Source organism: Catenulispora sp. GAS73 (assembly GCF_041262085.1).
In the GTDB taxonomy this organism is placed as follows: Bacteria; Actinomycetota; Actinomycetes; order Streptomycetales; family Catenulisporaceae; genus Catenulispora.
On the sequence record NZ_JBGCCM010000042.1, the window covers coordinates 23,982 to 43,517 of the forward strand.

General features: G+C 65.7%; 12 protein-coding genes and 2 pseudogenes. 7 read left to right on the top strand and 7 right to left on the bottom strand.

What is annotated here, in order from left to right; all coding sequences use genetic code 11:
• Positions 1-26: 26 nt before the first annotated feature.
• Positions 27-704, top strand: a complete 678-nt coding sequence (locus ABH935_RS42605) for a VWA domain-containing protein (protein ID WP_370383688.1) — start codon at positions 27-29, stop codon at positions 702-704.
• Here the strand turns inward: ABH935_RS42605 and ABH935_RS42610 are convergent.
• Positions 682-963 carry a hypothetical protein gene (locus ABH935_RS42610; protein ID WP_370383689.1) on the bottom strand — a complete coding sequence of 94 codons (282 nt, stop codon included), beginning with the start codon at positions 961-963 and terminating at the stop codon, positions 682-684. The two genes, ABH935_RS42605 and ABH935_RS42610, sit on opposite strands and share 23 nt — an antisense overlap.
• 116 nt (positions 964-1,079) lie before the next feature.
• On the opposite strand from ABH935_RS42610, the gene ABH935_RS42615 reads away from it, so the two are divergent.
• Complete coding sequence (locus tag ABH935_RS42615; protein WP_370383690.1) at positions 1,080-2,687, top strand: hypothetical protein; 1,608 nt, start codon at positions 1,080-1,082, stop codon at positions 2,685-2,687.
• 573 nt (positions 2,688-3,260) lie between these two features.
• On the opposite strand, the gene ABH935_RS42620 is transcribed toward ABH935_RS42615, so the two are convergent.
• Together ABH935_RS42620 and ABH935_RS42625 are read right to left on the bottom strand one after the other, a co-directional pair.
• A complete protein-coding gene (locus tag ABH935_RS42620; RefSeq protein ID WP_370383691.1) occupies positions 3,261-4,055 on the bottom strand; it encodes an integrase core domain-containing protein in 795 nt (264 codons plus the stop codon).
• A gap of 822 nt (positions 4,056-4,877) precedes the next feature.
• Positions 4,878-5,974: pseudogene (locus ABH935_RS42625) on the bottom strand (integrase core domain-containing protein).
• A 461-nt stretch (positions 5,975-6,435) separates the two neighbouring features.
• On the opposite strand from ABH935_RS42625, the gene ABH935_RS42630 reads away from it, so the two are divergent.
• The 3 genes from ABH935_RS42630 to ABH935_RS42640 all read left to right on the top strand — a co-directional run bounded on the left by ABH935_RS42630 (position 6,436) and on the right by ABH935_RS42640 (position 11,698).
• The gene (locus ABH935_RS42630; RefSeq protein WP_370383692.1) at positions 6,436-7,809 is read left to right on the top strand and encodes an AAA family ATPase; all 1,374 of its coding nucleotides are present in this window, start codon (positions 6,436-6,438) and stop codon (positions 7,807-7,809) included.
• A 506-nt stretch (positions 7,810-8,315) separates the two neighbouring features.
• Positions 8,316-9,380, top strand: coding sequence for a tyrosine-type recombinase/integrase (locus ABH935_RS42635; protein WP_370383693.1), 1,065 nt, complete (start codon positions 8,316-8,318; stop codon positions 9,378-9,380).
• Positions 9,377-11,698, top strand: coding sequence for a tyrosine-type recombinase/integrase (locus ABH935_RS42640; protein WP_370383694.1), 2,322 nt, complete (start codon positions 9,377-9,379; stop codon positions 11,696-11,698). The genes ABH935_RS42635 and ABH935_RS42640 overlap by 4 nt, the downstream gene beginning before the upstream one ends.
• Positions 11,699-11,703: 5 nt before the next feature.
• On the opposite strand, the gene ABH935_RS42645 is transcribed toward ABH935_RS42640, so the two are convergent.
• The 4 genes and pseudogenes from ABH935_RS42645 to ABH935_RS42660 form a co-directional block, all read right to left on the bottom strand.
• Complete coding sequence (locus tag ABH935_RS42645; protein WP_370383695.1) at positions 11,704-12,618, bottom strand: N-acetyltransferase family protein; 915 nt, start codon at positions 12,616-12,618, stop codon at positions 11,704-11,706.
• Positions 12,575-14,272 (bottom strand): ISL3 family transposase, encoded by a 1,698-nt coding sequence (locus tag ABH935_RS42650; RefSeq protein ID WP_370383696.1) that lies wholly within the window; start codon positions 14,270-14,272, stop codon positions 12,575-12,577. The genes ABH935_RS42645 and ABH935_RS42650 overlap by 44 nt, the downstream gene beginning before the upstream one ends.
• Positions 14,273-14,412: 140 nt before the next feature.
• Positions 14,413-15,485, bottom strand: a pseudogene (locus ABH935_RS42655) (integrase core domain-containing protein).
• Positions 15,486-15,507: 22 nt separating this feature from the next.
• Complete coding sequence (locus ABH935_RS42660; RefSeq protein WP_370383697.1) at positions 15,508-16,080, bottom strand: caspase domain-containing protein; 573 nt, start codon at positions 16,078-16,080, stop codon at positions 15,508-15,510.
• 71 nt (positions 16,081-16,151) lie between these two features.
• Between ABH935_RS42660 and ABH935_RS42665 the strand changes: the two genes are divergently transcribed.
• Both ABH935_RS42665 and ABH935_RS42670 read left to right on the top strand, forming a co-directional pair.
• Positions 16,152-16,538, top strand: coding sequence for a hypothetical protein (locus ABH935_RS42665; RefSeq protein ID WP_370383698.1), 387 nt, complete (start codon positions 16,152-16,154; stop codon positions 16,536-16,538).
• 12 nt (positions 16,539-16,550) lie between these two features.
• On the top strand, positions 16,551-19,241 hold the full coding sequence (locus tag ABH935_RS42670) for an Hsp70 family protein (protein WP_370383699.1): 2,691 nt from the start codon (positions 16,551-16,553) through the stop codon (positions 19,239-19,241).
• Positions 19,242-19,536 lie beyond the last annotated feature (295 nt).

The following is a 19,536-nucleotide window of genomic DNA, read 5'->3' on the forward strand; positions in this document are numbered from 1 at the left end:
TTCCGTCCCCTTTCAAGGAGTACCGCATGACCGAGGACTTCTCGGCCTACACCATGAAGCAGAAGTGCCTGCCCACATACATCGTCATCGACGCGTCGACCTCGATGACGCCGCACCAGACCACTCTGAACAACACGCTCGCCAAGCTCCACGGGACACTGGCCATGAGCCCCAGGGTGTCCGAGTTCGCGCACATCTCGGTCATCGCCTTCTCAACCAACGCGCACCTGGTCATCCCGATGACCGAGATGGACCAGATCCCTGGCCTTCCGGACATCGTCTGCAACGGCGAGACACGGTACGGCGAGGCGTTCGACCTGGTCCGCTCACAGATCGACATCGACGTCGACAACCTCGTGGCCCAGCAGCGCGCTGTGCTGCGACCCGCGGTCTTCTTCCTCACCGACGGTGCACCGACCGACAAGAGCTGGGAGCAGTCCTTCCGACACCTGGTCGACCGGTCGTGGAAGCGGCGACCGCACGTCATCACCTACGGCTTCGGCGGCGCGCCGTCGAACGTGATGGCCAAAGTCTCCACCAAGGCGGCCTTCGTGGCCGAAGGCGGGATCGACCAGGAGGCAGCGCTGGCCGAGGCCATCAACAGCCTGCTCAACTCTCTGGTCCAGTCTTCGCTCGCGGAAACCATGCAGATCCCGAGCCAGGCCGCCGGCTACATCAGCATCACACCCGAGTACATGGACTGATGATGGCCGGCCCTCTGATCGACGGCGTCCGGAAGCATCCGGGCGTCAGGCATCTGAGCATCGCCAGCGCCCTGGTTTTCTTGGCGCTGGTGGTGAGATTCACCGTCGGCGCAACGCCACCGGACTCGCACGGGACCACGATCACCACCCCGAAGACGCAGTCGACGACGCAGGACGAACACCCGACGGCGTCCGGCACGCGCAGATCCCCCAGCGCGCCCTCGAACTGTTCGCCTGCCAGCCCAGGCGTCTCCGGCACGTCCCTGGAAACCTCGGGTCCGACCTGGCTGCCGGTCCCGACGTACGCGTCAAATGAGCCGAAAGGCCCACTGGGGCGCTGACCCTCACCCTTCTCTTTCCCGTCCAGGAGCCGCGATGAAATGCTCCGCCTGTGGGGCCTCCAACGCCGCGAACTTTGTGTACTGCGCCACCTGCGGCAGGAAGCGGGTGATCGACATGTCCGGCGGCACTGCTGCCTCGGCCCGCACCGGTACCGTGCCGACGCAGGCTACCCCGGCGGCACCGATAATGCTGTCGACACCCTTCACGCACTCGGGCAAGGCCACGATGGCCACGAACCCGTACAACCGGCAATCCCTGGGCTCGCCGGCCTTCGCCAAGGATGCGACCCGCTACTTGTGTGCGGCCGTCCACACCAACTCACAGCTCAACGAACTGGTGATCCGCGCGCTGATCGACGACGAGCACCGCGCCGTGGCGTTTTCCCCGGGCGTCGACCTGTCCACCGTCCTCAAGCACGCGCTCGCCGCGCGGCGCCGGCTCCGGATCCGGGACGCGCTGCTCGCGCTCCAGGCCATCCTGGCCATCCCGCTGCTCGGAGTGCCCCTGCTGACGGCCTGGCTCACCGTGTACGTGGAGCGCTGGCACACCTATCACAAAGTACTGATGCCTCATCTGCGCCGGGATGCCTTCGACCGGAACGCCGCGCCGCAACCGATGTCCGCGGCGCACCGGGCCCGGGCCGACCAGATCGCCACGATGAGCCGGGACGAGAACGTCATCGTCAGCAACGGCTACAGCCCTTTCACCGGGTTCGGCGTCGCGGACACCGACTGGTCCTTCGCGCTCACTGTCGACACAGCCGCGCCGGGTGAGACCGTGAAGCCGTTTACCATCCACGAGCTCTACGACCGGGTGGAACACAACCTCTCAGCGCTCGGCCTGCCCGGGGTCTCGATCACGTCGCGGGTGTTGGTCAACGGCGACGACCTCCGCGCCTTCCTCGACCCGGCGGACGCCCGCGTGCTGCTGCCCGACCCATTCCGTCCGCCAGTCTGGCACGTGGACGATTCGTATATCCGCAAGCTGCGGGAGGAGCCCGGCAACCGGGCCCGCTCCTACCTCGTGATTCGTGTGACCGGGTGGAGCGGCGAGATCGTCGCCACGCTGTTCCTGCGATTCGTCATGCTGCCCAAGCGTGACCTCCTCTTCGTCGAGCTGAGCCGGTCCCTGCTCGCGCCGTACCGGGACGAGTTCCACGACGTCGACCGCGTCTCGTCCGCCAATCACCTGCTACGCCGCTCTCTGGCCATGACCCTGCCGACCCTGCTGCAAAGCCTGGTGAACACCGCACAGACCTTGATGCGGCCGGTGACGTTGTCGCGCCAGCGCCAGGCGAACGAGAAAGCGATCCGAGACGGCTCATTCGCATACGGGCCGACGGTCATTCCCCGCGAACTGGCAGCGAGCCGCATGTACCACCGCTACTTCCAGCGGGTCGACCGCCAGATGTACGTCAAGCTCGTCGAGCAGGAGCTCTTCGACGTGCTTGCGGACTTCCTCGAAGAACACGGCATCTCTTCGGACGACCTGCGGGCGCGGTTCAGCGTCATCCAGAATAACGGCATCATGGTGACCGGCGGCCAGCTCAACGCCGGGGCGGTAAGCGCGGGCACAATGTCGCGCGCGATGAACGCGGTGAAGCAGAGTGCCCCCGCCAGCGTGCCCATGGGCAGGTCCTAGACGTGGGGTGCCGGGGCGAAACACCCGCAGCTTCCGGCCGCCACGGCCACGGCGGCGCCACCTGGACAAACCGGTCAGCCGCCCACAGTCGAACCAGGCGGTATCCATGGTCGCCACCGGCGAACCGGACGGTTGGCTGCCACGCGCGGCTTGCCGCTGGGCCGTTTCGGAAGCATCGAGGTCAGCTTAGGAGGCCAACATGACAACGGAACCCGGTACCGGGAACCAGGGCATCATCATCAGCGGCTCCGGTACCGTCAATGCCGGCGCGATGGCCGCCGGCCAGAACGCACGGGCCGTGAACCGCGCCGGGAGCAGTTCCGACGATCGTACGACCGCGGTCATCGCGCAGCTCGAGGATTTCCTGCAGCAACTGTCCACGGCCTCGGCGGACGGACACATCCCGCCCGACCTCGTTGAGACCGGGCAGGCCGTCAGGGCCGAGCTTGGCAAGGAGAAGCGCAACAAACACACGGTGATGGCCCTGATCCGCGGCATCGGCGTTGGCGTCGCGGGAGTAGCGCACCTGGCCACCGCCGCCGCCGCGCTGGAGACAGCGATCGGCACGATCATCTACGGCGACCACAACAGCGTCACGATGACACACCAGACCCCCACGGAGAGCCGCCAGCGGAACTCCGCGGAAAACAACGGAACCGTGTACGCGGTGACCGAAGGGACCATGCACGTCACCGTCAACCAGGTCGGCGCCCAATGAAGATCCACCATCGTGAAGCTGCTGCTCAGGGTGCTGGTGTGGCAAGGTTCGTGGGTACTGGTACTCGTGCTGGTCGTGGGTGGATGCCTGTGGTGTAGATCGTTCGTCAGGGTGGGTCCTGGCGGTTTCGGCTCGTGGTGGCCGGCAAGGTTGTGGGTGCCGAGAATGTCATCCGCGCAGGTGGGGTAGGGTTTGGTCGCCGCCTCTGAGTTGAGGGTGCCGATAACGTAGGCAACCTGCCGGTATTCGTGGATCACACCTCCGGCACGGTCTCGTCGTCTGACCCGGAAGTCGTCGAGGTCAATTACGTTGTCCGGCAGCTGCCGGGTAGGTGCGGCCTGGCCAAGGGCGCGGTGCGGGCGGTGGCCGTTGTAGTGCTGTTCATACTCGCGGAGCAGTCGCATCAGATGGGGCGGGTTCCAGACCAGGGTGCGGTCGGTGAGCTCCGCACGCAGGGTCCGGAACCACCACTCCATGATCGAGTTCTGGCGAGGTGCCCGAACCCCGGTCCGGATCACCTCGATGCCTGCGGCAGTGAACACCGCATCGAACGCGGCGCCGAAGGACGCGTCCCTGTCATGGATCAGGAACTTCACCCGCAACCCGGTGTCCTCCAGATCCATCACCACATTCCTGGCCTGCTGCACCATCCAGCCAGAGGTGGGATGCAAAGGTGGCGCCTAGGATACGTATTCGCCGAGTGGCATGCTCGATCACCGCCAAGACATGCACCTTCGACCCTGAGGGTGCCGAGAAATCCATCCAAGCTGGTCAAAGGCTTGTGTTGACCCGATGGATCGATGGCTGCACGGCCGAGGCGTATCAGACGGCTTCCCGATAATCGAAGGCTGGTTGGGGGACGGTTGGGGGACGGCCGTTGTAGCCTCTTCCGGCCTCATGCAGCATGACCTGACATTGTGTCGACTCGGGAATCAGTCTAGATTCACCTAAATCAATACGAAATAATCTGAGACTCTTTGTGAGAGCCTTTGTATTCGTGGCCTACGGATCAGAAGGTTAGGGGTTCGAATCCCTTCGTGCGCACCACCGCAAAACCCCAGCTTCCTGCAGCTGAGCTGGGGTTTTGCGTTTCCCGGTCCCACCATGGACTGCCGAAGTCGACTCGACTCGAGGCGTAAAGTCGTCGAAAACAGCCCGTGTGAGGACGATGTGAGGACGGCCGTACGAAGTCCGTGTAGTAGCAGGCTGTTTTTCGTGGTGTCACCGTGTGCCTTCCGGTCCGTGTGAACGCACAAGTGTCACCCTTGCAGGTATCGGACGTTCGGACTTTTTCGGTTCCAGCCGTAGCCAGAGCCTCGAAGTGGAACGATTCGGGTCGTGGGCAAGAGTCGAGTCCGGCGCTGGAGGAAATGGTGACCAAGTACGCGGTGGACAACGAACGCGGCGCCGTAGCCGGGGCGTGGGCGACCGGAGCCGGGGATTGCGCCTGCCGATAATGTCGTCCAGGCAGGTCAGGCTGCGTGTTGGTACTCGTGGACGATGCCGCCTAGTCGGTCGTGTCGGCGTATGTTGAGGTCGGTTATGTGCTGTGGGTCGGTGATCGGTGTGGGCACTGCCCGTAGTGGTGCGGCCTGCTCCATCGCTTGGTGAGCACGGTTGGCTGTTGTAGTGCGTTTCGTACTCGTGCAGGGCGTGCAGCAGGTGTCCCTGGTTCCAGGTCAAGGTGCGGTCCAGCAGTTCGTGACGGCAGGTCTGCACCCACCGCTCCATGACCGAGTTCATCCGCGGCACGCGGATGCCACTGAGCACGACCTCGATCCCGGCCTGCCCAAGGATCTCGTCGAACAGCGGCGGGAACTTCGCGTCCCGGTCCCGGATCAGGTGCTTGACTGTGGCTCCGGCTTCTTCCAAGTCGATGACCAAGTTCCGCGCCGCCTGAGCGACCCAGGCAGCGGTGGGATGGGCCGTAGTGCCCAGCACCCGCACCCGCCGAGTGACATGCTCGATAACAGCCAGGATGTACTGGCGCTGGCCGGTCAGCGTGACCGTCTCGATGAAGTCGCACGCCAGCAGCGCCTCGGCCTGGCTGCGCAGGAACGCCGCCCAGGTGGTGGCGGTACGCTCCGGTGCCGGGTCGATGCCCTCGTCCTTGAGGATCTCCCAGACGGTCGAGGCGGCGATCTTGATGCCCAAGGTGGCCAGCTCGCCGTGCGCTCGGCGATAACCCCAACTCGGATTCTCACGGACCAGACGCAGCACCAGCCGCCGAATCGAAGCAACCGTACGCGGGCGCCCGGCTCGCCGGGGCCGGCAGGTGTTCGCATGGCGTCGGCGCATCAGATCGCGGTGCCATCGCAGCACCGTGTCCGGACTGACAATCAGATGCAGTCGGCGAAGGGAATCACGGGGCAGGGGCTTGAGCAGCGCAGCGAGGAAGGCCCGGTCCTCGCGGGCGAACCTGACCCTGTTCGAACCAAGCTGCCGCTGCAGGACCGCGAGCTGGTGACGCAGAGCCAAGATCTCCGCGTCCTTGTCCCGGTCGCTCATCGGCAGCAGCCGCAGCACCGCGAAGCCATTCATGGCGGCGATAGGCCAGACGCAGCAGCACAACCGGCCATCATGCCCGAACCTTCGCCGAGAACACAGCACCAGATTCGATGCCGGGTCGACCGCCTCCACACCAAGCCCGCCTATGCCGTTGACCTGCAAGGACGAGGTATTCGGCAGGCGCGGGCCGGGGGCGGTCAGGTCCGGCGTCGCACCAAGATTTCCAAAACTCGCACGGCTTCGGCACGTCGAGCCTCCGTTGTGCTGAATACGGCCGTCAGCGAGATTACTGCAACGATTCCCGCGTACACGGCCGCTGCCGCGGTGCAGCCGACCATGGTCTCGACCAGGCCACTCATGATCCACCTCCAGCGCCTCCGATGTCGTGCCCACTGTTCGACCTGCCACCGTTGGAGCGCTGCTTGACCATGATGTCCACGGACAGCTCCGGATAACCCGCACGCTGACACGGCATACGTCAGGATGGAGCCACCAGCGGCCAGGACTTGGGACGGGCGGATCATGGCAGGACGGCGCACCCGGCCGTGGGGCCAACTCAAAGGAACCAACGAGCAAAACGCCCTTGCCGCAATGATTCGCGCATGGGCCGACAGAGCTGATCTTCGAATCAGCGACATTGCTCAGGGGCTGACCTGCGAGCACTTCACCGGTCCTGTGCCAGGGCGCTCGACGGTCGCCGCCAGGATGGCTGGCATCGGCCTGGACCGCGAGTTCGTCGAGGCCATTGCTGACCTGTGCACGCGGACCGCGTCTGAACGTTCGGAGCTACTCGCCAGCGCGGAGCCGCTGCTGCGGGAACACGGGGTAGCCACTGCTGCGGCAGATCGGTTGGCCGCCGCACTCAGTCCTCGCGAAGCGTACGCCTTGATCCTGGACTTGGAACAGCTCTATTCGAACGGGAGGCAGTTAGTCCATCTCCTTCTCATCGTCCTGGAAGAGACTACGAACAGTCAGCAGCGCGCCTGCGCCGCTGGCTGGCTCGATCGCGCGCGAGACCATCGCGAAAAGGCGCGGCGCCTGCTCGACGTTCAGACTCGCCGCATCGGGCGCCTCGAACAACGCCTGGACCGCCTTCAATACGCGCCCCACGGGGATCCTCTGCCTGCGCGGCCCGGTCGAGACCTGTTCCAGCACCCGGATATCGCGCGCGGACTTAACCGCGTCGCGGCGTTCCTCAGCAACGAACGACACCGGCTTGACGAGCTTAGTCACGCCCTAGGCGCAGATGGCCAGAACTCCGGCGGCGAGCACTCCCACGACTCGGCGTCTGCCCCCTTGCTCATCGGCTCCGGCTTCATCCGATCCTTCACTATTCACACACGCCCAAGCAATAGTCCTTCCGTTATGGACATCCCAGCGTTGAGCCGGAAGCAAGTGGACCTTCACCCCCGGGTTACGGTTCTTGTCGGCGAAAACAACACGGGGAAAACCGCTGTCCTGGCGGCCATGGCCTTGCTGCTCGACGTCGTACGGTCTCCACACACGACCTTCACTCGCGACCAGCCGCGAGACGAATGGAGCGCGGCAAACGGTGCAGAGCTCGCCCAGCATCTCGAACTGACAAGAACCGGCCAGCAGCCGGACCAGGTTCACTATCTGGCGACACCACGGCCGCTCGACCCTCGTCATGATGATCTCTGCCTGGCGCCGAACAGCCTTTACCTCCTTGATGAACCAGAGGCTCGCTGGCATCCAGTGCGTCAACGACAGTTGCTCAAGCAGATCGAATCCGAGGCCGCGGGCAGTCAGTTCATCATCGCCACGCACAGCCCATGGATCGTTGACTATTCGGATGCTCTAGTGCTTGAGCTCGGAGACTCCGGAATCCGAATTACCACCCCGGAAGAGGTCATGCGTCAGCTGGCACCGCCGTAGGTCAACCTGGCGGGGCGCCGCCTGCAGTGAAACCTATGGTGGTGAGCGGCGTACCGCGGCATGGAGAGGCCCGGCCGTGAGAGGAACGCCTGTGAGGTTCAATAACCCTGCCGGGGCGTTGAGCTGGGCCTATATTGCGGCGTCGTATTCGTTGATGAGACCGCCGAGGATCTTCGTTCGGGTGATCCGGTAAGCCGGGAACGGGACGACGTCCGGATCATCTAGTGGTGCACGCAGGCTCAGCCCGTGGCCTTGATGCGTCCGGCCAGCGTTGTAGTGCTCCGTGTACTGGTCGAGGACGACGCTGTGGGTGCCGAATATTTGGCTCTGGCAAGATTTTCGTGACGTGTTCGGTGGTTGCCTTCACAGCAGCAGGACGCGTTTTCGGAGAAGCGGAAGCCCGGCTCGTCCATACATTCGCCGCTTGACCAGCTTAGAAGTTACGTGGAATCACGCCGGGGACGGTTCGTTCCGTCCACGGCGCCACTGCGTCCACGGGAGCTTCGTTGTCTTCGAGTGTGGTGTTCGTCGAGAAGTGGCCGGTGCTGGGCCGGCATGGGAAGGCGGCCGAGTGGCTGCAGGTGTGGAGCGATCTGGGGCGGGCCGCCCGGACGATCGATGCCTATGGCCGGGGCTTGTCCGAGTTCCTGATCGTGTGCGAGCGGGAGGGTGTTGATCCGCTGACGGCGGGGCGGGCCGATGTCGCGGTGTTCGTCAGGGAGCTGACCGAGCGTCCGCACCGGCGTGGCGCGAATGTGGCGTCGATTGACTCCGGTGCGGGGTTGTCGAACGCGACGATTCAGCAGCGCCTGGTGCCGGTTCGGCTGTTCTTCGGCTTCCTGGTTGAGGAGGGTCTGCGGGAGTCGAACCCGGTGGGCCGGGGCCGGTTTGTTCCGGGCCGGCATCACGGTGGGACGAGACGCGGGTTGGTGCCTCGGTTCACGAAGCTGCCTTGGATCCCAGATGAGCAGCAGTGGCGTGACGTGCTCGCGGTCGCCGCCGACGAGCCGATCCGGAACCGGGTGATGCTCGCTTTGGCCTATGACGCAGCGCTGCGGCGGGCGGAGCTCTGTTCGCTGCGGACCGATGATGTTGATCCGGGGCGGCGGATGCTTCGAGTGCGGGCCGAGGTGACGAAGAACCGGCGGGAGCGGACAGTGCCGTACTCGGCGCCGACCGGGGTGCTGCTGACCGGGTATCTGGCGCGTCGGGCGACGATCAGCCGGGCCCGCGGTCCGCTGTTCCTGTCCGAATCGCGGCGCAATCACGGCGAACCGTTGACGCTGTGGACGTGGTCGAAGGTGGTGCGCAGGATCGCGCTGGCCGCCGGAGTAGAGCGGTTCTCCACACACACCACTCGGCATCTGTGTCTGACCGACCTGGCCCGGATGGGTTGGGAGCTGCATGCGATCGCCACGTTCGCCGGGCACCGGAACACGGACACCACGTTGCAGTACATCCATCTGTCGGACCGGGATCTGGCCGACAAGCTGGCCAAGGGGATGGATCACATCCATGCCTGGCGGGTCGCGATGCTCACCGGTGCCGAGGCGACGGGGACGGCGAAGTGAGCGCGGCGGCAGCGGTCCGCATCGAGGACCCTTCGCCGAGCCGGTGGGTTTCACCGCTGGCTGGGCGGCGGTTCGATACCGAGCCGCTGGTCCGTGCCGAGGAGGCCGAGGCCATCGTGGCCTTGGGCGTCCGCAACCTGCGACGTCTTCAATACCACGACCCGGCCGCGCCAGGCTGGCGGACGATCCGCAGGCTGACGGTGCCAGCGGAGGCGGTGAACGCCGGACTGGACTCCCCGCCGACGCCGCACCGAGCTCGGGCAATGCTGGACGTGGTCGCCATGCTGCTCACGCGATGCGCCGAGACAGGCAGGACGTTCTGGGCCTGGACGCCGCAGGAGTGGACCTGTTTGCTGGGCCGCACCCAGACCGACTTCCGGCGTGACGCGCCGTCGTGGGCCGGGGACGAGGTCCGCCCCTACCTCGCCGCGCACGCCTGGCTGCTCGGCGGGTTCCGTGAGTTCCACGACTTGCGCAGCTTCCAACGCCTGACGCTATCCTGGCGGATCTTCGGCAGAGACCGGGTCGACGCCGAGATCGCCCGCATCCGTGCGGTGCTCACGTCTTGGGGCTACAAGCTCGGCGAAGAGCACGACACTCTGCTGCCGGCGGTCGTCAGCCAGGTGTTCCTGCATGTCGGCAGCCCGCATCTGGAGGATCTGACCACCGAGGTGTTCGACCAGATCCGGACCGCCCAGCTACTGCCGGGCGCGAGAGCCAACACCTTGTTCGCCCTGCAGCGCGCGATCGCCGCACTCGGGTTCTGCGATCCTCCGATGCACAGGACCGGCGGTCACAGCATGCGGGCCAGCGGCGGTCCAGTGCTCTGGGAGCAGTGGGTCGACCGCTGGCATGCGACCTCCACGCTCACTCCCAGGGCCCGCGGCGCCATCCGCTCGAACCTTCTCAAGGTCGGCCGCTGGGCCGCCGACCAGCATCCCGAGGCCGCCGACCCAACCGCCTGGACCAGGGCGACCTGCGCGGCCTGGATCGCCGCGACCGATCGGATGAGCATCGGCGACTACGTGCAGCGCACCGTCGGACTCAAGGACTCGATCGGCAAGCCGCTGAATCCGGCGACGAAAGCCGGCCGGATCTCCGCGCTGCGACGGTTCTTCCTGGACGCCCAGGAATGGGAGTGGCTGCCGCGCCGCTTCGACCCATATCGGACACTGGCCACCCCGCGCAGCATCGCCGCGTTGTTGGGGCCGAACCCGAGGGTGATCGCCGACGAGATCTGGGCCAAGCTGCTGTGGGCCGGACTGAACCTGACCGAAGACGACCTACCCGTGAACAACTCCGGGTTCTTCTACCCCATCGAGCTAGTCCGGGCGGTCACCCTGACCTGGCTGTTCTCCGGACAACGATCCGATGAGATTGCCCGGCTGCGCCTGGGCTGCATCCGTTGGCAGCACGATGGCCATCCGATCGCCGGCGACGCCGACGTCCTCGCAGACGACGCGGTCTGCCTGCTGGACGTCCCGGCCCACAAGACTGGCACCTCTTTCAGCAAGCCGGTCGACCCTCTCCTCGGCCAGGCTATCGACGCCTGGTCCGCCGTCCGCCCCGACCAGCCCCGGCTTCTGGATCGGCGCACCGGGGAGATGGTGCACCCGCTGTTCGCGATCCGCGCCCGCCGGGTATCGGTGGCCTACATCAACAACACCGTCATCCCCATGCTGACCAGCAAGGCTGGCGTCCCCGCCGCTGACTTCCGGGGCAACATCACCAGCCACCGGGCCCGCTCCACCATCGCCTCCCAGCTCTACAATGCCAAAGAGCCGATGACGCTGTTCGAGCTGCAAGCCTGGCTCGGCCATCGCTCGCCGCAGTCCACTGCCTTCTACGCCAAAATCAGCCCCAAGACGCTCACCCGCGCCTACGACGACGCCTGCTACTTCGCCCGCAACGTGCGCACCATCGAGGTGCTCATCGACCGCGACGCCGTCGCCACCGGGGCCGCGACAACCGGGAAGCCCTGGCAGCACTACGACCTCGGCCACGGATTCTGCAGCTACTCCTTCTTCGAGCAGTGCCAGCACCGCATGGCCTGCGCCAAGTGCGACTTCTACACCCCGAAGGACTCCACCCGGGGCCAGCTGCTGGAGGCCAAGGACAATCTGCAGCGCATGCTCGCTGCCATCCCGCTGTCAGACGACGAACGCGCCGCCGTCGACGACGGCCAGACCGCCTTGGACAACCTCCTGGAACGCCTCACCGACGTCCCCACCCCAGCCGGGCCCACACCCCGTCAGATCGGTATCCCGGCGCAGGCCACCTTGCTGCCGGTCATCGCGATCAACCGAGAGCCGGTCTGACGATGTCAGCGAAGGCTGGCGATCATCGTCAGGGAGTCTTGTCCTTCGCGCGGGTCATGAACGCGGAAGCCAACGCGCTCATACAGCCGCATGGCGGGGTTGGCCCCTTCAACGCTCAGCGAGACCCGCTCGATGCCAACCTCGCCGGCTTCCCGCAGCAGGCGTCGGATCAGCATGATTCCGATGCCGCGGCCGCGCTGCGTTGCGGCGACGCCGATGCTCAGCTCCGGCACGTCGGCGCCGACGAAGCCATAGCCGGGATCGTCCTCGGTAAAGTACCGCAGCCACGCGGCGCCAACCGGGACCGGCTCCCAGCGGTTGATCTCCCAGGTCGCGACGGCCACGACACCCAGGTCGCCGCGCCGGGGCCAGCCGTCCACATAGTGGGCGTTGTGCGGGTCGGCCAGCACCGCCTTACGTGGAGCGTCGCGGCCGGGCGCCCAGTTGACGGCGGCGACTACCGTGTCGCGCAGCAGGTCGGCGTCGTCGGCCAGCGCGAAGCGCGTGTGGATATCCGGCAGGCCGCCGGAGGGTGAGACGGCTTCCTCGCGGCGATCGGGCGCGATCTGCCGCAGCGTCGCACCGTGGAACATCCACACGCGAAAGTAGGACTGCTCCTGATCCATCACCAACAGCTGGACGAACTCGGGGTGCTGCCACGGAACGCGCTCCACCTGCGCAACCAGCCCGGCCAGGTCCGCGTGGTTGAGCGCTCCGGCATAGACGTCGCACTCCGGGTATTTGCCGCCGCCCCAAAGTGTGTCGTTGCCTGTGGTCTCGTTGAGCGAGCCGACCCAGCCGACAGCATCGGGTCCGAAACCGCGCCGTGGAGCGGACGTCTGCAGCCACTGGCCCAGCGCCTCGACCGCGGATCGGTCATCCGGCTCGACAGAGATCATGACGTTGGCGACGTGGCTCATTCCAGGTTTCTACACAATTGCCGCTCGGCCTGCCACCGGGTTCTCGCCACCGCGATCGAAACCAGGGGGCACGGACATGTACTCGGAGGCCTTGACAAATCAGATTCCACATAATGATCTTGGCGACCGTGCCCTCGACGACGCCGGAGTTCCACGGCGAGGTGACCGCGCCGAGCACCGCGTCCCAGTCCTTGTCCAGGCCGACGGCGAAGGTCCTGAGCGCCGAAAGGCTGTCTGATCGGGCCGCGGTCACCCACTTGAGCAGGCGTCCCTTGCTCGGCCGGTTAGTGAGCAGGTCTGCGAAGGCGGCGACATGTTCACGGAGACGGGCCAGGTCAGGACAATCATCCAGTACCTGTTTCAGACTATTGCGCTCCTCCTCGGTCAGCACGGCGGCAGGCCGCATGAGCCAGCCGACGAGGGCCCTGGTCTTCGGCGGGGCGGCGGCCGCCGGCGGCAACTCCCCGCGCACCGTCAGGGTCCGCAGATACCGGGAAAGGGTGCGGAAGCTGCAGACCAGTCCGCGCTCGGTCAGCTCGGCGTGCAGCGCGGTAGCTGAGTGGCAGCCCTGGCTCCAGCGCTCCAGCAGGTACTCCCGCCAGGGATCCAGGATGCTGGGTCGCGCTCCGGCGATGTGCCCGAGCAGGTCCTGGACGCATTGCGCACGGGCGAATGTGCGGGCGGTCTTGTAGTTCAGGTGCAGCTCGCGGGCGATCTCCGCGATCGCCCAGCCCTGTTCGGCCAGATCGTGCACATCACGGAACCGCTTGCGCGTCCGAGCCTCCAGCACGCCTTGGGCCGACAGAGCCTGGGCCGGTAGCGCCTCGATGGCCGCCGGGTCCGGTGGCGGCCCCGGCCCAGCACGCTGTCCCAGGCACCGGCGGTGGGCTGCGACGTCCTTCTCCACATGCTGACCCAAGTTGTGCCACAAGTGCCAGCGGTCCGCGACCTGCGCCGCCTGCGGCGCGGCGCGGGCGGCTGCCTCGGCATAAGCTGGGGCCCGGTCGCGGCAGATGACCTGAATCTCGGGCCGGTCACGCAGCCAAGCGGCGAACGGTTCAGCTTCCCGTCCCGGGAGAAGATCCAGCGGCCGGTGAGTCTCGGCGTCGACGAGCACGGTGCCGTAACGATGCCCGCGGCGAAACGCGAAGTCATCAACCCCGACGATGGTTACAGTCGAGACCGCAGGATCAGGCAACGCCATCACCAGCGCCAGCAGCGTCACCCGACTGACCACCGCATGCAGCACAGTCAGCAGCCGAGCGCCGGCTCGGCCAGCCAACGCCACGCCCACGGCCTGCAGCACTCCCAGAAGCAGCGGCGTGTAACGACCGTAGCGGACGGTCAGGCCCTCGACCTGCTCCACGAACGTCCGTCTTGGACATCCAGCCTGGTCACAGAACAGCCGTCGGACCGTCAAGTCCACCACGACCGGACGTCCGCCCACAGCGGTATCAGCGACGTGCCGCTCATAACGGCTATGAACCCGCGCCGACACCACGCCACAGCCAGGACACGCGACCTCGCCACCCTCACGGGTACGGGCACTGATCCGAACCGTCCCGCTCTCCACCCCGATGTGCTCCACCAGCACCTTCTCCAGGTGCGGAAACACGACATCGAACGCTTCATCGCACAGTAGAGACGATGGCACTCCGGCGACAGCGCGTCACCCCGTCACGAAAATCTTGCCAGAGCCGAATATTTCATCCGCGCAGGTCAGGCAGCGTGCTCGTAGTCGTGCAGGATGCCTGTGGTGGTCAGAAACTCGGCCACCGGGTTTGACCAGCGCTGTTATGCGGCAGTCTCGTACTCGTTGATCAGTCCTCCGAGGACGCGTTTTCGATAGATCCGGTCGGCCTGGACCCGGGAACGGGATCACGTTCGGGTCGTCATCCGGGGCACATAGGCGCATTTCGTCGCCTTGTTGACTGCGGCCGACGTTGTAATGCGCGACGTACTCGTCCAAGACGATGCGAAGGTGGCGTTCGCCGGCGATCAGCATCCGGTCGGTGCACTCGGGGCACCGATCCGACGAACCGTTCGGCGATGGCGTTCATCTTCGGCGCAAGCGGGGCGGTCATGATCGCGGTGATGCCGGTCGCGGTGAACACTGCGTCGAACGCGGCAGTGAACTTGGCATCGCGGTCCCGGACGAGATGGGTGAACCGGTGTACTGCAGCTTCCAGGTCGGCGGTGAAGTCGCGGGCCAGCTGGGTGGCCCAGGCGGCGCTCGGATACCGGGTGATCCCGAGCAGATGCACCCGGCGGGTGGAGTGCTCGATAACGAAGGCGACGTAGAGCCTGGTGAGGGTGACCGCACAGTCGACGTGAAAGAAGTCTGTGGCCAGCAGGGTGTCGGCCTGGGCGCGCAGAAATGTGCGCCAGGAGTCGTCGCGGTGTCTCGGTGGCGGGATCCGGTGGGCGCGCAGGATCTTGCGGATCGTGGCCGCGGCCACGCGGTGTCCCAGCCGACGCAGCTCGCCTTGGATCCGCACCACGCCCCAGCGGCGGTTCTCCCGAGCCATGGTGAGAATCAACAGGACGAGATCGTCGCTGAGCGGCGGCCGGCCCGGCGCTTTCGGCTGGCGCCACTGGTCCGCGACCAAACGCCTATGCCAACGCAACAGCGTGCCCGGCGTGACGATCCGGTGGCCGCGAAGTGCCTTGGGCAGGAGATTGGACAGCGCCGCGAACACGGCCCGGTCGGTCCAGGCGAGCCTCGGCTTCGGATTCGCGCGACACAGCACCGCGACCTCCTGGCGCAACACCAGTATCTCGGCGTTCTTCGACGCCTGCGATCGAGCCAGCAACGCCAGCCAAGACAGGAGGTTCACGAAGATCCGATAGAGCAGACCGACGGCCACAGACCTCGATCATGCCATGGGATCACTCAAGGTCAGGCCGGTTGGCCGAGTTTTTGACCAGGACAAGCCGGGCATGGTCGGCGTCCGGCGCAGTCTCGGCAGCGCTAGCCGCAGCGATCACGTAGTGGCCCTCGCCTTTCACCTTCAAGTCGGCCGCCAAATCCTCCTCACCCTTGCCGAAGGCCGCCCCATGACAACAGTCCAGGACCACGATGGTGGCCTCGGCGCTCGAGGCGTTGATCAGGTCCTTGATGGCCTCACTGCGAACGGTGGTCGTCTCCAGCCGGTCCGAGCGGGAGTCGCGGGCGCACAGCACCCGCTTCCGGCTCGCGGTGCGACGGCCGTGGCCGCTGTAGTAGAAGAGCAGGACATCGCCCCGCCGCGCACTGCGGAAGAAGTCCTCGGCCGCCGCACCGATCTCGCCGTGCGTCCGCTCGTAGAGCGCCTCGACCTCGGCGGGATCGAACATCGATGTCGCCAGATCGGTCAGTGCGCGCCACAAGTGCAGTCCGTCAGCGCGCGGTCCGTACAGTGCGGACAGGCCCACAGGGTCCTCCGGAAACGTGGAGTTGCACACGAGCAGCGCCCGATACACGTGGCAATCCCCCACATCAGCTCAGATCCCGACGGGCTCAGAGTACTGTGTCACCGAAGAAAGGGGGCGTCGTGGAGCAGCCTGTGGGGGTTTCCTTCCGAATCTCGGTCGACGACCTGCCGTCCTCCCATTCCGCAGTGGAACTGGCGCTGGCCGACCTGCTCGGGACGGTGGGCGAGATACCGGGCGTCGCGGTCGAGGACGAGTCAGCTGCCGTTACCGGGCAGAAGGGTGTGGTCACGAAATGGGCCGCGAAGGCCCTGATGCCCGGCGGGGAGAACGCGATCGTCCAGTTGTTCCGGCTGTGGTTGCAGCGGGACCGGCGGCGGTCGGTGGAGATCACGATCGAGGCGCCAGGTGCTGCCGAGCCGACGGTGCTGCGGGTGACCGGCGAGCAGGTGTCGTTGGACGTGCTGAGCGAGGCGCTGCAGGCAGCGGCGAAACTCGCGAAAGGCTGACCGGGAGGGCCAATGAACGCGGCCATCGTCATCGGCTGCTCCCAGTACGACGATCCCGAGATCGACTCGCTCGAGTATGCCCACCGGGACGCCGCCCGATTCAGCGACGTGCTCCGGGATGTCTGCGGCGTACCAGCCGGCGCCATCAAGCTGTTCTGCGATCCAGATCCCAGCTCCGGCTCCGCTGACCGACTCGCACCCAACCGCGCCAACATCCTGCGCGGGCTCGCGGCAGCCCGGAACCAAGGACCGCTTGACGGGACGCTTTTCTTCTTCTTCAGTGGCCACGGATACCAGACAGCAGACGGTATCCAGTATCTGCTGCCCGCCGACAGCGTCAGGCACGCGCTGGACGACTCCGCCCTACGGTTCGACAGGGTGCTCAACTACCTCGACTGCGGGTCCGCACGCCACATCGTGATGTTCATCGACGCGTGCCGCAACGTCATGTCGTCGGCCAAGGGCGTCCCGGACGAGTACCGGCAGCTGGACGTTGCGAACCTGTTCCGTCGCGGTATGGTCTCGATCTGCTCCTGTGAGCCGACGACGGTTTCCTACGAAGTCGCTGCGCTGCGGTCCGGGGTGTTCACCGAGGCGCTGTGCCAGGCGCTGAGTCCGGTCGGGCATTGCCGTACGGTCGACGAACTGGTCGACTTCGTCGGCCGTGCGGTTCCGGAGATCGCCAGACAGCATGATAAGCCGGTGCAGCAGCCCTACAGTCGGGTGGAACCGCTGGAACTACGACGCCTCGAACTGGTATCAGACCGAACGCGCAACCTCTGGCGCTCTACAGTGCCGCTCGGTTCGGAACAGCGCCCCCTCGGCCCGGCCCGACCTCACAAGGCTGTCCCGGCCACCGATCGCGAGCCCATCGTCGCCATCGATCTGGGCACCAGCTACTCAGCGGTCTCTGTGGCCGAGAACGGACAAGTAAGGCTTCTGCCGACGCCGGACGACCGCCTGCTGTTGCCGTCGGTCGTGCACATCCTGCCCGACCTCAACTATCGCGTCGGCACGGCCGCGGCCGAGGCGGGCCGCCTCCGGCCGCAGAACACCATCCGCAATATGAAGCGGGCACTGGGCACCAACACCGAATACGAGATCGAGGGACGCAGCATCACCCCGGAACTCGCTGCAAGCCTGATCCTGCGCTCGCTTCGGGATAACGCGCAGGACACCCTCGGCATCCCGGTGCGACGTTGCGTCGCTTCTTGCCCCGCGAGCTTCAGCATCGCCCAGCGCACCGCGCTGGAGCGGGCTTATGAGCTGGCTGACTTGGAGATCGTGCGGATGATCGGCGAGCCTAGCGCCGCCACGTTAGCCCTGCGGCGTGAGAGAACCGGCAACTACTTCGTCGTCGACCTCGGGGGCGGCACGTTCGACGTCTCTGTGGTCGCATGGGATCTGGACGAGGGAGACGGATTCACTGTTGCCGAGGTGCAGTCAGTCGCCGGCAGTGCTCAAGTCGGCGGTATCGACTACGACGAAGCGGTCGTCGGCTTCGTCGAAAACGAACTGAAGACCCGCTACGGCTTGGACCTCAGACCTCAGAACTTTCGGCTACGCGAGGAACTGCACCGAGCAGCCGAAGGAGCCAAGCGAGACCTGAGCACCCGGGGGGAGACGACGCTGCTGATCCGGGATGTCGAAATCGGCCAGTACGGGCTGTCCGACCTGGAGATCCCGATCAGCCGCCAGCAGTTCCGTGACGCCACCAACCACCTCAACACCCGAGTCGCCAACGTCTTGCAAAAGGGCTTGAAACACCTAAACCACAAGCGGTACCAGCCCGACACCGCGGTGTTCCTGGCTGGCCAGGGAAGCAAGATCTTCACGGTGCGCGAGGAGATCGAGAAGATGGGGCTTGATATCCCGGTCGTCTCGACCTATCAGGAGACCGCGGTGGTCTTTGGACTCGGCCACGCAGCTGGCGTACTGAACGGCCAGGTCCGCGATGCACTGCTGCTCGACGTGACACATCGAGAGCTCGGCCTGTGTGTCGCGGTGCCCCCGACAAAATTCACCCGGGTCGAGCCGATCTTTCCCCAAAACGCCTCGTTCCCGATAAAAAGGTACAAGTCACTTGCCACACGCGGTTCAGAGGAGCCGCAGCAGCTCATCATCATCGAGAACGGCGACGGCCACCAGGCCGAGACAGCGGCCGTCATCGAGCTGCCGACCGGCGACACAGACCGCAACATCGAGATCGTCATCGAGATCGATGCCAACGCTACGATCATCTTCGGGGTGGACGATCCCGAGCGTCGGGCCATGTACAGCGTACAGCTCAACAACCTGCGCCGATGCGGCCGAAACTCGCTCTACAGCACCTATCCGGAGAAATGGCTCCTTCGCCTCCTGGACGGCTGGTCGGCCTGGCCGACCGTGCCGATCAACGGTACTCGCGTGACGACCGTGCCCGATGCCTCTGCTCCGGCGCCTGGCTTCGACCCCCGCACTGAACTCGACCTAGTCCAGGCTGAGTGGTCGCGGCAGGGAGATCGACGGGCTTATCGGGGATTTCTCCGCGAGCTGACCGGCAGCCTAGAGGGCGCTGCCGAAGATCTCCGCGGCTGGCTACAAGACAACGACCCAAACGAATTGGTGGCCCGGCTATACGCGAAGGTCCTTGCAGCGCTCGACGCGCGGACAACCGACACCTCTGGCGTGGACCGCGACGACGAGCAACACCGTGCTGGATAGAGCCCTCAGTCACCCCTTGCCATCTTCATCTGTGCGTCCCGGCGATGCGGGTAGGCCCGCTGCCGACACTGGCTACTGCAGAAGAGCCGTGTACGCTGTCCTTGCCGAATACCTCATCCGTACAGGTCATGCTGCTGGCCGGCACTCGTTGATCACACCGCCTGCGCGGCGGATTCGTTGGACTCGGAAGGCGTCGAGGTCGCTTGACGGAACCGTCCGCGGTTCCAGGAGACAGACACCCCTGTTGCCACCTCGGAACACCACGATCTGCTGATCGCAGTTTAGAAGCAGCTTT